This is a genomic window from Extibacter muris (assembly GCF_004345005.1).
Lineage (GTDB): Bacteria > Bacillota > Clostridia > Lachnospirales > Lachnospiraceae > Extibacter > Extibacter muris.
On record NZ_SMMX01000002.1, the window covers coordinates 80,185 to 95,640 of the forward strand.

Sequence of the window (15,456 nt, forward strand, 5' to 3'; positions counted from 1 at the left end):
GACGATTCTACTCTTGATAAGAGGCCACTTCATAACAGGAGGACAATAATATGGCAATCAATGCAGAAGTATTAACTTCTTATAAAAAGATTGATAAAGAATATATTGACGGTTTATTAAAAAAAGAAATCGAAGCGAACAATAAGAAGATCATAGTATTAGATGATGACCCGACTGGCGTGCAGACGGTTCATGACATCTCTGTGTATACTAACTGGGAGAAAGACAGTATCCGTCATGGATTCGAAGAGGAGAACAACCTGTTCTATGTGCTGACGAATTCAAGAGGATTTACGGTAGAGCAGACAACAAAAGCGCATAATGAGATTGCGGCAGTTGTGGATGAAGTTGCAAAAGAGGCTGGAAAAGAATATATCTTTATCAGCCGCAGCGACAGCACACTTCGTGGACATTATCCACTGGAGACAGAACTGCTGAAGGACAATTATGAGGTAAATACTGGTAAGACGATTGATGGAGAGATTCTCTGCCCATTCTTCAAAGAAGGAGGAAGATTCACCATTAATAATGTTCATTATGTAAAATACGGTGAAGAACTGGTTCCGGCCAACGAGACAGAATTTGCAAAAGATAAAACATTCGGTTATACAGCCGCAACTATGCCGGAGTATGTAGAAGAGAAGACAAAAGGGTCATATAAGGCTTCTGATGTGACCTGCATCTCTCTTGAGGATATCCATAACATGGATATTGATAAGATTGAAGCACAGTTAATGGATGTAAAAGATTTCAATAAGATTGTTGTAAATGCAGTAGATTATGTTGATGTAAAAGTATTCTGTGTTGCTTTGTACCGTGCAATGGCAAGGGGCAAGGTATTCATGTTCCGTACAGCAGCTGCTATTGTAAAGGTTATGGGGGCAGTGACAGACCAGCCTCTCCTTACCAGAGACCAGATGGTATTAAAAGAGACAACAAATGGAGGAATTGTAGTTGTAGGCTCTCATACAGATAAGACAACTAAGCAGGTGGAATCTTTAAAGGAACTGTCAGATATCGAATTTATTGAATTGGATGCAACTTTAGTAAAGGATGATACTGTATTTGAAGCAGAGGTACAGAGATGTCTTAACAAGGAAGAAGAGTGTATTAAAGCAGGAAAGACAGTATGCTGTTATACCACGCGTGCTCTGATTACTGCAGATACAGGGGATAAGGAAGATGAACTTAGACTGTCAGTTAAGATCTCTGATGCAGTGCAGTCACTGGTAGGGCGTTTAAGCATTACTCCAAGTTTCGTTATCGCCAAGGGTGGAATTACATCCAGCGATGTAGGGACCAAGGCACTTGCAGTTAAGAAAGCCAATGTATTAGGACAGATCAAACCTGGAATTCCGGTATGGCAGACGGGGGAAGAAAGTAAATTCCCAATGACTCCGTATGTGATTTTTCCGGGAAATGTTGGAGAGATTACAACATTAAAAGAAGCAGTAGAAGTATTAATGAATAAGTGATAGTTTAGAATGAACATAAATAAACAAAATATTTGCGCGATTAGCCATAAACATTGACAAAAACAATCATAGTAAGTACAATGTAAACACAAACAAACAAATGGTTTTGCGATAGGAGGTTGGTTATGCCACAGTGTGTTGTGATAGCAGATGACCTGACGGGAGCCAATGCCACCGGTGTACTTCTGAAGAAGATGAACTATAAGGCATATACAGTGATGAACATGGAACGAATTGAACTGTCTACATTGTCAGATTGTGACTGTGTACTGTATTCAACCGACAGCCGCGGAGTAGATGCTAAGGCTGCCTATAACCGGGTACATAATGTATGTAATTTGCTAAAAGGAGACGACGTAAAGGTCTATTCAAAGCGGATAGACAGTACGTTAAGAGGGAATCTGGGGAGCGAGATAGATGCAATGCTGGATTGTCTGGGAGGCGATTACGTAGCGATTGCAGCACCTTGTTTTCCGTCCTCTGGAAGAGTTGTGATCGGCGGCTATATGCTGGTGGATGGAATTCCGCTGCATAAGACGAATATTGCAATTGATCCCAAGACGCCGGTGAAGGTATCGGAAGCAGCGGTTCTGTTCCAGGAGCAGAGCAAGTATGAAGTATCATCCATACGGATGAAGGAGTTGATGAATGGCAAGCATTATCTGGCAGATCTGATGAACCAATGTGTTGCCAAGGGAAGCAGGATACTTGTAATAGACTGTGTGACGCAGGAAGATCTGGACCTGATTGCAGATGCAGTAATTACAAGCAAGCTGAAAGCCGTAGCGGTTGATCCGGGAGTATTTACCGCGACATTGTCAAGGAAATTGCTCGTACCTTCTGAGAAGAAGGAGAAAAACAAGATTCTTGCCGCAGTAGGAAGTGTGAATCCGAATACTACCGTGCAGATGGAAGAATTATGGCTTTCCCAGAGTACACATAATGTCTTCGTGAATACGAAGGAACTGTTAGAGGGAGAGGTAAGAAGAGAGCAGGAGATTGCACGGGTAGCCGGAGAGATTTTAGATGAATGTGACCGGAATGTGATATCCACGGTAACAGGCGATGGAATCTATCCGGAGAACAGGATTGATTTCAAACCTTACATGGAACGTTATCACTGTTCGCTTGATACGGCGACGGGTATGATTAACAGCGCATTTGCAGAGATCACTTACCGGATATTCAAGAGCGAGCCAACGTTCAAAGGGCTGTATACCAGCGGCGGCGATGTGACGGTGGCCGTGTGTAAGAAGTTTCAGACAGCCGGACTGAGTCTGATGGATGAAGTTCTTCCGCTGGCGGCGTACGGGCAGTTCTTAAAAGGCGAGTTTGAAGGGATACATATTATTACCAAAGGAGGAAGCCAGGGCGGACATGATGCAATTAATCGATGCATTACTTACTTGAAAGAGAAACTGTATATCTAGAAACAATATTTTTATGCAAATAATCAATGAAAGGACGTAAATGTTATGGGAAAATCACTAATCGCAGTACCTATTGGAGATCCGGCAGGAGTAGGACCGGAGATTGTTGCAAAGTCAGTTGCTTCGAAAGAAGTATTTGACGTGGCAAATTGTATTATTGTCGGTGACAAGGCAATCATGGAGAACGCCATTAAGATTACAGGCGTAGAACTGACGGTTAATGTAATCAATAAACCGGAAGAAGGAGATTTCCGTGAAGGCATCTTGAATCTGATAAATTTAGGCAATGTTGACATGGCCAGATTTGAATTTGGAAAGGTCAATGGAATGTGCGGAAAAGCCGCATATGAATATATTGCAAAAAGTATTGAGCTTGCGAACAGCGGCAAGGTCGATGCTGTCGCGACAACGCCGATTAATAAGGAATCACTGCGTGCAGGTGACATTAGCTTTATTGGACATACGGAGATCTTCGGTGCGCTCACCAATACAGAAGATCCGCTGACCATGTTCGAGACGAATGGAATGCGCGTATTCTTCCTGACAAGACATGTGTCCTTAAGAGAGATGCTGGATATGATCACCAAAGAGAGAATTAAGGATTATGTGAAACGTTGTCTGGAAGCGCTTAAGAAACTCGGTGTTACAGATGGAACCATGGCAATTGCCGGATTGAATCCGCACAGCGGAGAACATGGGCTGTTTGGCTGGGAAGAGGTAAATGAGATTACACCGGCAATTGAGGAGCTTCAGGCAGAAGGATATAATGTTGTAGGACCAATCGGAGCAGACTCTGTATTCCATCAGGCTGCAATCGGAAGATACAACAGTGTATTGTCTTTGTATCATGATCAGGGCCACATTGCAACGAAGACTCTTGATTTTGAGAAAACCATTTCGATTACGAATGGGATGCCGCTCCTTCGTACATCTGTAGATCATGGAACTGCATTTGATATCGCAGGAAAGGGAATTGTAAGTGCGGTCAGCATGATTGAGGCCATTTTGTTGGCGGCAAAATACGCACCAAATTTCACAAGATAACTTTTAGGAAGGAAGAGGAGAACTAGTATGGTAAATGGACTTAGTGGGGAAAGAATGTTAATTGGTCTGGCAATTGGTATTGTAGTACTGATATTCCTGGTATTGAAAACAAAAGTACAGGCGTTTCTCGCATTGATTATCTGTACAATTATCGTTGGTGTTGTTGGCGGAATGCCGCTTTCAAATATTACACTGGATGATGGCAGGACATTTGGTATCGTAAATTCAATTACATCAGGCTTCGGTGGTACATTGGGAAGCATCGGTATTATTATCGGCTTCGGTGTTATGATGGGACAGATCTTTGAGGTAACAGGAGCAGCAAAGAGAATGGCACATACATTCCTGAAACTGTTCGGTAAGAAGAGAGAAGAAGAAGCATTGGCATTAACCGGTTTCCTTGTATCTATTCCGATCTTTTGTGATTCGGGATTCGTGGTATTGGCACCGATTGCAAAGGCGATCTCCAAGGCAACAAAGAAAAGTGTAATTGCCCTTGGCGTATCACTTGCAGCGGGTCTTGTAATTACTCACTCCCTGGTTCCACCTACACCAGGTCCTCTGGGAGTATGTGGTATCTTCGGAATCGATGTTGGTAAGTTTATCCTGTTATCAATCGTACTTGCGCTGCCAATGGCAATCGCTTGTATCGCATATGCAAGATTAGTATTATCTAAGAAATACTATCGTATCGTAGATGAAGATGGTGAAATCAAAGAAGCTCCTTATCAGGAGCCAGATTATGAGAATGCATTTGCAATGGATCTGACAGGAATGCCTGGAACATTAGAGTCCTTCATGCCTCTGATCGTACCGATTATATTAATCTTAATTAATACGATTGCTTCCGCGTTGGGATATACAACAGGTATTATGGAGGTATTGATCTTCCTTGGACAGCCAATCGTAGCAGTTGGCCTTGGTCTTGTAGTTGCAATCTTCACATTGGGAAGAAAATTTGACAGACATACCTGTATCACTGAGATGGAAAAAGGTATGATGTCTGCTGGTATCATTATGCTGGTAACAGGCGGTGGCGGTGCGCTTGGTCAGATCATCAAGGATTCCGGACTTGGAACATTCATGGCAGAAGGTCTTACGCAGACTGCAATTCCGATTATTATTCTTCCATTATTGATCTCTACAGCGATGAGATTCATCCAGGGTTCCGGTACAGTTGCTATGACAACAGCAGCAAGTATCTCTGCACCAATCATTGTTGCGACAGGTGCAAGCCCACTGCTTGGAGCAGTAGCATGCTGTGTGGGCTCTCTGTTCTTCGGATACTTCAATGACAGTTATTTCTGGGTTGTAAACAGAACTCTTGGAGTAAGCGAAGCAAAAGATCAGTTGACCATCTGGTCAATTACATCTACCATTGCATGGGCTGTTGGTGTTGTGGAAGTCCTGATACTGAATATCTTTATGTAAATATGTTGATAAAGATGCAGTAAGGGATTGGCTATGAAAAAGTTTTTATATTGAATATCATTTTGGAATGAGGTACAATAGTATGCAGCGGAAGAAAGGCCTTCCGCTGCATATTTTTATGTGCGCGCCAACAGGCAATTACGCAGAGGACAGGGGAAAACGAATTGATATCATGTTTGAGGGGGGAGTCAGATGTTTGCAGCAGAGAGACGGGCCATGATTGTGGAACTGATTCGAAGAAATAGCAGTGTACAGGTAAATGAACTGGCGAAGGAATTAAAGGTCAGTCCCATGACAATACGCAGAGATTTGATTAAATTACAGGAGGATAACATCATTGAGCGCTGTCATGGCGGAGCCGTTGCAAAGCAGGAAGTAACCTATGCAGATAAGCAGACGAGTCACAAAAGAGAGAAAGTACTGTTGGCGGAACTCTGTCTTCCTTTGGTATCAGAAGGAGATACCGTTTTTTTAGATGCGGGAACAACGACTTATGAGATAGCGAAATTAATAAATGGTATCCGGGGAATACTGATCATCACGAATGACCTGGAGATTGCCCAACTGCTGAAGAATAGCGAGGCGGAGTTGTTTATCTGCGGCGGAAGTGTCCAGAAAGAGACCGGAAGTATGTTCGGGCGATATGCAACGCAGATGCTGGCGGATTTTAAATTTGATGTGGGGTTCTTCGGGGCTGCTTCAATTAATGATGATTTTGAAGTGACGACGCCTACACTGGAGAAGATGTGGCTCAAACGCTATACTCCGATGCAATGTGGGAAATCTTATCTGGTAGTAGATCAATCCAAATTCGGCCGGCAGGCTATGACAAAGATTAATCATCTGGGAGATTATTCCGGAATTATTACGGATAAGAAATTCACGGTGGAAGAGATAAAGAGGTTGGAAAAACTGAATGCAGTTATCAGGCCCTTACCAGCAAATTTCAACTACAGAGAGGGCGGACGGTGTCCGTAGTGACAGAGTGGATTTTGCCTTTTGAAACTTTACACTACCAAATAAATGCGGGGTAAATATGTATGAATATCAGACAGATTATAGAAGACAAAAAAGCATATTTAGACTTATTATTGCTGGCAGACCCTCAGGAGAATATGATTGACCGGTATCTCGGCGACGGCGAGATGTTTGTGCTGTGCGACCGGGAGCAGGTTATGGCTGTTGCGGTTGTAGCCATACTTAAGAACCGGAAATGTGAGCTTAAAAATATAGCGACCAGGCCGGAGTATCAGGGCAAAGGGTATGCAAGATATATGATTCACTATCTGTGTGAACATTACAGCAACCGGTGTGACACAATGTATGTCGGCACGGGCAACTGTGCCAAGAGCATAGGGTTTTATGAGAAATGCGGGTTCGTAAACTCTCATATCATCATGAACTTTTTTATAGACAATTACGATGAGCCGATCTACGAGGACGGGAAGCTGCTGACGGACATGGTATATCTCAAGAAGTACCTGGATTCTGAGGTGGATGTCAGGAAAGTAGTGAATCTGGCTCTTGAGGCCGGGCGGATACTTCTGAAAAACGGCGGTGAGATCTTCCGTGTGGAAGAGACGATTACCCGCATATGCAACCGTTTTCACGTGGATAAGGTGGATATCTTTACGCTGAGCCACGGCATATTTGTGAGCGCTGAGAATGGCGTGCAGGAGGCATATACGAAAGTGAAGCATGTGCCTCTTTCAGCTCCGCATCTTGGGATAGTGGCTGAAGTGAACGATCTCTCCAGAGAGATATCGGCGGGCCGTGTCGGGGTGGACGAAGCGCTTCAGAAGCTTGGGGAGATAGACGACATACCGCCCAAACGCAGCTACTTCCAGATACTTGCTGCAGGGGCAGGAAGCGGATTCTTCGGTTTCCTGCTCGGGGCCTCGGCGCTGGAGAGCGTGATCGCGTTCTGCATCGGCTGCCTGCTCTATATCTGGGTGCTCGTCGGCAAGCGGCATCATATGTCTAAGATTATCATAAACATAGCCGGCGGCGTGATTATCACAGCGCTGGCTGTCGCGGCGGTCCATCTGCCCTTTCCCGGGCCGGTCAGGCTGGAGGGGATGATCATCGGCTCCATCATGCCGCTCATTCCGGGCGTCGCGTTCGTCAATGCGATCCGTGACATCGCAGACAGCGATTTCCTGTCAGGGACGGTACGGATGATAGATGCCCTGCTCGTGTTTGTATATATTGCCATAGGAGTGGGAATCACACTTAGTATCTATAACAATATGTTAGGGGGGCTGGCGCTGTGATACATGACATTTTTATGAACGTTGCCTGCCCGTTTATAGGGACGATGGCATATGCGGTGCTGTTCAACGTACCGAAGAGATATTACCTGAGCTGTGGAATGACCGGTACGGCCGGATGGCTCGTCTATGCCCTGTCAGGCCGGTATACGTCCTCAGCAGTAGCGGCATTCCTAGGCGCGCTTATCGTGGTGCTCATCTCCAGGATGCTCACGGTGAGGATGAAATGTCCAATTACGATATTTCTCGTATCAGGCATCTTCCCGCTCGTGCCCGGTGCCGGCATCTATTATACGGCCTACTATCTTGTGACGAACCAGCTCTCCCTCGCCGCCCAGAAAGGCCTGGACTCGATTAAGATAGCGTTCGGAATCGTACTTGGAATCGTATTTATCGTATCCATACCTAGAGAATTCTTCCAGATCCGTTACTGGAAGGAAAGAAGAATTAGAAAAGGTTGGAGCAGATAGGAAAATATGGTACAATAAAAGTACGATAAACAGCAGGAGGGAGGGCTGGCGTATGTTAGGAAAGACACTATCGGAGATATTGAAGGAGAGCAGGTATACTACAGTTTTAAGCGGTTTTGGCATGCTCCTGGAAAGCGGGTACCCTGCAATCAGGGATGGGGATGAGTCGTATGAGATCGAGCAGAGGTACGGCTATTCCGTGGAGGAGATATTCAGCAGCTCCTTCTACTCCACAAGGAAAGAGCAGTTCTATGAATTCTACCGCAGCGAGATACTGAAGATGCTGGATAAGCCACCCGGCAGATGCTTTTATGAGATGGCGGAGCTTGAGAAAAGAGGCCTTATCCAGTCGATTATCACGAGGCGCATCTATGGACTTCCACAGAGGGCCGGCTGCAAGAATGTCATCAATCTCCACGGCAGCGTGTATGATAACTACTGTCCGCACTGCGGAAAGGAATATCCGGTTGAGTATATCACCGGGTCCAAAAGGATACCGCTCTGCCAGGTGTGCAGTACACCGATACGCCCGAAGATATGCCTGTTTGGTGAGATGGTCGACAACTGCGTCATCACGGAGGCGGCGGAAGAGGTCAGGAAAGCGGATGTGCTGCTCGTGCTCGGAACCAATCTGAAGACGTATCTCTGCAGCCAGCTGATTGATTACTATGAAGGGGATAAGCTTGTTCTGATCAATCCGGAGAAGCACTTCTCGGATAAGCTTGCCGATGTAATCGTACATAAGAGTGTAGAAGATGCACTTGGAGAAATACTAAAAGAATTAGGAGAATAATCATGAGTAAAGTAAGAACAAGATTTGCACCGAGTCCTACCGGAAGAATGCATGTAGGAAATCTGAGGACAGCGCTGTATGCGTATCTGATAGCGAAGCATGAAGGCGGAGACTTTATGCTCAGGATCGAGGATACGGATCAGGAACGGCTTGTGGACGGTGCGCTTGAGATTATTTACCGAACGCTTGAGAAGACCGGGCTCATCCATGATGAAGGGCCGGATAAAGATGGGGGCGTGGGCCCTTACGTACAGAGTGAGAGGAACGCCTCCGGATTATATATGGAATACGCCGAGAGACTCGTGGAGCAGGGAGACGCGTACTATTGCTTCTGCGACAAGGAGCGCCTGGATTCGTTAAAGAGCAAGGTGTCGGAATCTGGAACCGAGATTATCACATATGACAAGCACTGCCTGAACCTGAGCAGGGAAGAGGTGGAGGCGAACCTGGCATCCGGCAAGCCATATGTCATCCGTATCAATATGCCGGCAGAAGGGACGACGACGTTCCATGACGATATATATGGGGATATCACGGTTCCGAATGAAGAGCTGGATGATATGATCCTTATGAAATCAGACGGATATCCGACTTATAACTTTGCCAATGTCATCGACGACCATCTCATGGGCATCACCCATGTGGTGCGGGGGAACGAGTATCTGTCGTCCGCGCCGAAGTACAACCGCCTGTACGAGGCGTTCGGATGGGACGTTCCGACTTATGTCCACTGTCCGCTCATCACGGATGAGAACCATAAGAAGCTGAGCAAGCGCTGCGGGCATTCTTCCTATGAAGATCTTCTGGAACAGGGATTCGTGTCCGAGGCGATCGTCAACTATGTGGCGCTGCTTGGATGGTGCCCGGAAGACAACCAGGAGATATTCTCGCTGGAAGAACTTGTGAAAGCATTCGACTACCGCCATATGAGCAAGTCTCCGGCCGTATTTGACGTTGTGAAGCTGAGATGGATGAACGGGGAATATCTGAAGGCCATGGACTTTGAAAGGTTTTATGAGATGGCAGAGCCTTATATGAAAGAGGCTATCACGAAAGACTATGATCTGAAGAAGATTGCCGCGCTCGTGAAGACGAGGATAGAAGTATTCTCGGATATCAGAGAACAGATTGACTTCTTTGAGGAGCTTCCGGAATATGACACGGCTATGTACTGCCACAAGAAGATGAAGACGAGCGAGGAGAACTCGCTGGAGGTGCTCACGGATATCCTTCCTGTGCTGGAGGCACAGGAGGACTTCAGCAATGATGCGCTGTTCGCGGCATTAAAGGGTTATGTGGATGAAAAAGGCTGCAAAGTGGGCTTCGTGATGTGGCCGGTCCGCACGGCAGTATCAGGCAAGCAGAATACCCCGGGCGGTGCCACTGAGATTATGGAGATACTCGGGAAAGAGGAATCTCTGAAAAGAATCCGCAGGGGAATAGAACTATTAAGCAGATAAGAGGTATATATGGGTTTAAACAGTGCTCAGAATGAGGCGGTCGCCCACCACGACGGGCCATGTATGGTCCTGGCAGGTCCCGGTTCCGGGAAGACACTCACCATCGCTAAACGAATTGAATATCTGATTCAGAAGCATAAGGTAAGGCCAGAAGAGATTCTGGTCATTACCTTTACCAAGTATGCGTCCAATGAGATGAAAAAACGGTTTTTGTCCGTGATGGGAGAGCAGCTGCCGGTTACGTTCGGAACGTTCCACGGCATCTACTACGGGATTCTGAAGTGGGCCTGCGGAATCGGACAGGACAATCTGCTCACCGATGAAGAGCGTTACCAGCTCCTGCGTCAGGTCATAGCAGAGTCAGATAAGGACGGGATCCGCACGGAAGAAGAGGAAAAAGACTATCTGAAGGATCTGTCCACGGAGATTGGGAGGATTAAGAACGACCGCCTGGATATCCAAACGTATGAATCAGCCCGGTTCGGCAAGGAGCGGTTTCGCACGATGTACTGCGATTACGAGGCGGCGAAGAAAAGATGGAATAAGATTGATTTTGAAGACATGCTGCTGCTCTGCTGCCAGCTGTTTCTGAAACGTCCGGATATACTGGAAAAGTGGCAGCAGAAATTCCGCTATATACTTGTAGATGAATTTCAGGACATCAACCAGGTGCAGTATGATGTGGTGCGCATGCTGGCGGCGCCGGAGGACAATTTGTTCGTGGTAGGGGACGACGACCAGTCTATCTATGGGTTCCGGGGTGCCAGACCAGGGATTATGGCAGAATTTAAGAAAGACTATCCAGATGCCAGGCAGGTGCTTCTCGATGTGAACTACCGGTCTACGTCCCACATCGTCAACGGCGCGCTCAGAGTAATCGGACACAATCAGAAACGGTTCAGTAAGGCAGTCCGTTCCGGCAGAAAGCCGGGTGAGACGGTGCACGTACAGGAAGTGAAGGACAGCGTGGAAGAGGGCAGATACGTAGTGGAGCAGATACGTAAGCTGAACGGACAGGGAATCCCTTACAGCCAGCTGGCCGTCCTGTACCGGACAGGCCTGGATGCAAGGGCGTTGTCGGAAAGCCTGATGGAATACCATATCCCTTTTACTATGAAAGAGCATATGGACAATATATATGACCACTTCATCGCCCGGGACATAAGCAGCTATTTCCATCTCGTCCTGAAAGAATACGACCGCAGGCATTTCCTGCAGATTGCAAACAGGCCGAACAGGTATATCGGGCGGGACAGTATGAGCGAGGAACCTGTGACATATGAATCGCTCCGCCGTTTCTACTGTGACAAGGACTGGATGATGAACCGGATAGACCAGCTGGAGTGGGACATTAAGATGATGGAGAACAAACCCCCTTATCTTGCAATCCAATATATGCGAAAAAGTATCGGCTATGACGAGTTCCTGAAGGAATATGCGGCTTACAGGCAGATACCCGGCCAAGAGCTCTTTCAAGTGCTGGATGAGATACAGGATCTTTCCAGAGGATATGAAACGATTGAAGGCTGGTTTGCACATGTGGAGCAATACAAACGGATGCTGAGGGAACAGGCAAAGAAGAACGTGGACGCGGGGGAGAGCGTCTCCCTGATGACGATGCACGGTTCAAAAGGGCTGGAGTACGATACGGTGTTCATCATCCAGGGCAACGAGGGGGTAGTTCCTTATAAGAAGGCAAAGACAGAAGATGAGATAGAAGAAGAGCGGCGGCTCTTTTATGTCGCCATGACAAGGGCAAAACGAAAGCTCATCATCAGCTATGTCAAAGAAAAAAACGGGAAAGAAGCCAATCCCTCCCGTTTTGTAAATGAACTATTCCTCACTGTCTGATTCGTCGAATTCCTGCAGGTCCAGCCATTCGTCAAAGGCGTCGGCAGCGATTTCATATTCATCATCATCTTCGATATTCTCCAGTTCCGGTTCTCCCGGAGCCGTCTCTTTATAGCGGTAGATGTATACGTCGCCTTCCTCGCTGTCTCCGTTTTCATCAAGCGGGAGGAGTGCGATATATTCGTTGCCGCCGGCCTCATATACGGTGAGGATGGCACATTCTACCACTTCGTCATTATCAAGCGTCAGGGTAACCATAGGGGTATCGTCATGTCCGCAGCAGTCATCATGTCCACAATTGCATTGCTGTTCGCTCATAGTCTTATCTCCTTTTATATACAAATATTATATCTTACATATCAAGATACATTAACTGTACCAAAGGAACGTATAAAATGCAAGGGAGTTTTTGCCATCTCCAGGCGTATGTGAAAAGAGTAGCCAAAACTTTGAAAATAGTGTAAAATATATCTGTGCGTTTGAAAAATAATGCATAAGGAGGATAAAACATTATGATGAAGAGGAGAATGTCAAGTGTAATAGCGGTGATGCTTATCTGTATGTTCGCGCTGTCCGGCTGTAAAAAAAATGTAGGGACGCCGGAAGACAATGCTGTGAAAGATGAGGAGCCCGATGATAACATAGAAGGGGAAGAGGAAGATGCCTATGTGTTCGGCTTCTCCGTAATCGATATGCAGAACCCTTATTTTATAACGCTGGAAGGGGCGACAAGAGAGGCCATAGAAAGTAACGGGTATCGAATGATCACGAAGGATCCTGCTTCTGACGCGGCGTCGCAGGCGGCACAGATACAAGAGATGATAGACGAAGGCATCGACGCCATCTTTCTCTGCCCCGTCGACTGGGAGGAGATAACAGATTCGCTCAAAGCGCTGAAGGATGCCGGCGTTCGGATCATTAACGTGGACAGCCAGGTAAAAGAGATGGAGTATGTGGATGCATACATAGGTTCTGACAATCACAATGCAGGATTCATATGCGGGGAGGATCTGATAGCAAAGCGTCCGGACGGAGGCAAGATTGCCATCCTGGAATGTCCGACCCAGAATTCCATCAATGACCGCATTACGGGCTTCGAGGAAGCGATTGCAGAGGCCGAGAAGGGCTTTGAAGTCGTAGCGAGGGAAGACACCGGAGGTGAGTTTGACAAAGCGCTGGAGGCTTCTAAAAAGATTCTGGAAGAGAACCCGGACATCACCGCGATCATGTGCGGCAACGACCAGATTGCGGTAGGTGCGATGACCGCGGTGAATCTGGCTAAGATGGAAGACGTCATCATATATGGCGTAGACGGATCGCCGGACATAAAGAAAGAATTTAAAAAAGCGGGATGCCAGATAGCCGGGACAGCGGCCCAATCCCCGATCAACATGGGTAAGACGGCAGCAAAGACGGGGATCAGCATCTTAAAGGGCGAAGAGTTTGAGCCGGAAGTATATGAAGAAGTATTTATGATTAATAAAGACAATGTCGATATGTATGGAGTAGATGGCTGGCAGTAACAGGAAGGACTTAAATATGAAAGCAGTTGAGGGGAAACCATTGCCGTTAGGCGTTACAATCACAGATGACAGGATCAATTTTTCCATCGCAGTGCCGGAGGGCAGGACATGCAGCCTTTTGCTCTACGAGGCCGGAAGCTGTGAACCGTGCGAGCGGGTTCCGGTGGAGCAATCCGTCGGGGAGGTGCATTTCATTGCGCTGGAAGGTATGGAAGCAGACGCTTATGAATATAATTATATGTTCGATGAACGGATCGTGGTGGACCCTTATGTCAGGGCACTTGCGGGCAGGAGCGTATGGCGAAGGGAATATGACATACAGCAGCATGAAGTGAGGGGTATCATACAGACGGGGACATATGACTGGGAGGGCGATGCGCCGCTCCACATCCCTTATAACGAGGTGATCGCGTACAGCCTCCACGTCCGTGGATTTACAAAGCACAGCTTATCCAAAGCGGTCCATAAAGGTACGTTTGCCGGGGTAGTAGAAAAGATACCATATCTGACGGAGCTTGGCATCAACCAGATCCACTGCATGCCTGTCTATGAGTTTGAGGAATGCCTGCAGTACACGAACTACTGGGGATACGGAGACGGTTTCTTTTTTGCCCCTAAGAGCGCCTATGCCGCTTCCGGCGATGGAATCAAGGAACTGAAAGATATGGTGAAGGCGTGCCATAAGGCCGGCATAGAAGTCGTGCTCGAAATGCCGTTTACCGATAAGACGCCGAAGCAGCTGATGGTTGAATGCCTCCGGTATTATATGCTGGAATACCATATGGACGGCTTTATCATGAATCCGGCCGTGGCGCCGATGGAGACGCTTTCCGGAGATCCTATGCTGAAAAAGACTAAGGTCATGAGGCATGATATGGGCTTTCAGACCGTGATGCGCCGCTTCCTGAAGGGGGACGAGGGCATGGTAGGTGATGCCATCTATTGGCTCAAGCATAATTCCAGGCAGGATGGAATATTTAACAGTATAGCCGCCCATAACGGTTTCACGCTTCATGACCTCGTATCTTATGATGGGAAGCACAATGAAGCGAACGGTGAGAACAATCTGGACGGACCGGATTACAACTACAGCTGGAACTGCGGAGCGGAAGGGCCTACGAGGAAAAAGGCGGTCCTGCAGCTGCGCAGGAGGCAGATGAGAAACGCATTCTTCCTGCTCCTGCTTGCACAGGGTACGCCGTGCATATTGGCGGGAGATGAATTTGCCAATTCTCAGAAAGGGAACAACAATGCCTACTGCCAGGACAATCCAACGGGATGGCTTGACTGGGGAAAGGCAGAAAGGGAATCGGAGCTGTTCACCTTTGTAAAAGAGCTCATAGCCCTCAGGAAAAAGCATCCGGTGCTGTATCCCGCGAAAGAAGCGGAAGGCATCGATATGCTCTGCTGCGGAATGCCTGATGTGTCTTACCATGGAGAAAACGCGTGGAAAATACCTTCTGAAGTATCCAGCCGACAGCTGGGAGTCTATTATTATGGAGCATATGCCGACGACGAAGACTGCTTTGTAATCTATAACATGCACTGGCTTCCGCACACATTTGCACTGCCGTCCCTGCCGAAAGATAAGAAATGGCATGCGGCGGCTTCAACGAAGGACGGTATACTTGCAGAATACAGGCTGCTTGAGAACCAGCGGCTGATAGAGGCCGAAGAGCGTACGGTTATCATGCTGACAGGACGGTAAA

General features: G+C 47.1%; 13 protein-coding genes. 12 read left to right on the top strand and 1 reads right to left on the bottom strand.

Annotated elements, in window-relative coordinates; all coding sequences use genetic code 11:
* Window positions 1–50 precede the first annotated feature (50 nt).
* From E1963_RS02220 to E1963_RS02265, 10 genes are all read left to right on the top strand, one after another.
* Window positions 51–1,475: a four-carbon acid sugar kinase family protein gene (locus tag E1963_RS02220; protein WP_132274737.1), complete on the top strand. Its 1,425-nt coding sequence runs from the start codon at window positions 51–53 to the stop codon at window positions 1,473–1,475.
* Window positions 1,476–1,600: 125 nt separating this feature from the next.
* Complete coding sequence (locus tag E1963_RS02225; RefSeq protein WP_132274739.1) at window positions 1,601–2,905, top strand: four-carbon acid sugar kinase family protein; 1,305 nt, start codon at window positions 1,601–1,603, stop codon at window positions 2,903–2,905.
* A gap of 45 nt (window positions 2,906–2,950) precedes the next feature.
* Window positions 2,951–3,949, top strand: a complete 999-nt coding sequence (gene pdxA, locus E1963_RS02230; protein ID WP_132274742.1) for a 4-hydroxythreonine-4-phosphate dehydrogenase PdxA — start codon at window positions 2,951–2,953, stop codon at window positions 3,947–3,949.
* Between the two features lie 27 nt (window positions 3,950–3,976).
* Entirely contained in the window at window positions 3,977–5,380 is a 1,404-nt protein-coding gene (locus tag E1963_RS02235; protein WP_132274745.1) for a GntP family permease, read from the top strand.
* Window positions 5,381–5,572: 192 nt separating this feature from the next.
* Window positions 5,573–6,358, top strand: a complete 786-nt coding sequence (locus E1963_RS02240; protein ID WP_132274747.1) for a DeoR/GlpR family DNA-binding transcription regulator — start codon at window positions 5,573–5,575, stop codon at window positions 6,356–6,358.
* Window positions 6,359–6,420: 62 nt separating this feature from the next.
* Window positions 6,421–7,653 (top strand): GNAT family N-acetyltransferase, encoded by a 1,233-nt coding sequence (locus E1963_RS02245; protein ID WP_132274750.1) that lies wholly within the window; start codon window positions 6,421–6,423, stop codon window positions 7,651–7,653.
* Between the two features lie 14 nt (window positions 7,654–7,667).
* Entirely contained in the window at window positions 7,668–8,120 is a 453-nt protein-coding gene (locus E1963_RS02250) for a threonine/serine exporter family protein (RefSeq protein ID WP_167482097.1), read from the top strand.
* 52 nt (window positions 8,121–8,172) lie between these two features.
* Window positions 8,173–8,913, top strand: coding sequence for an SIR2 family NAD-dependent protein deacylase (locus tag E1963_RS02255; RefSeq protein ID WP_132274755.1), 741 nt, complete (start codon window positions 8,173–8,175; stop codon window positions 8,911–8,913).
* Window positions 8,914–8,915: 2 nt separating this feature from the next.
* On the top strand, window positions 8,916–10,373 hold the full coding sequence (gene gltX / locus E1963_RS02260) for a glutamate--tRNA ligase (RefSeq protein ID WP_132274757.1): 1,458 nt from the start codon (window positions 8,916–8,918) through the stop codon (window positions 10,371–10,373).
* A 9-nt stretch (window positions 10,374–10,382) separates the two neighbouring features.
* Window positions 10,383–12,224, top strand: coding sequence for an ATP-dependent helicase (locus E1963_RS02265; protein WP_132274760.1), 1,842 nt, complete (start codon window positions 10,383–10,385; stop codon window positions 12,222–12,224).
* Here the strand turns inward: E1963_RS02265 and E1963_RS02270 are convergent.
* A complete protein-coding gene (locus tag E1963_RS02270; RefSeq protein WP_132275327.1) occupies window positions 12,207–12,482 on the bottom strand; it encodes a DUF1292 domain-containing protein in 276 nt (91 codons plus the stop codon). The genes E1963_RS02265 and E1963_RS02270 overlap by 18 nt on opposite strands.
* A 254-nt stretch (window positions 12,483–12,736) precedes the next feature.
* Here E1963_RS02270 and E1963_RS02275 point away from each other — a divergent pair, with 254 nt between their 5' ends.
* Window positions 12,737–13,747, top strand: a complete 1,011-nt coding sequence (locus tag E1963_RS02275) for a substrate-binding domain-containing protein (RefSeq protein WP_132274762.1) — start codon at window positions 12,737–12,739, stop codon at window positions 13,745–13,747.
* 16 nt (window positions 13,748–13,763) lie between these two features.
* Window positions 13,764–15,455, top strand: a complete 1,692-nt coding sequence (locus E1963_RS02280) for an alpha-amylase family glycosyl hydrolase (RefSeq protein ID WP_132274764.1) — start codon at window positions 13,764–13,766, stop codon at window positions 15,453–15,455.
* Window position 15,456: the final 1 nt, after the last annotated feature.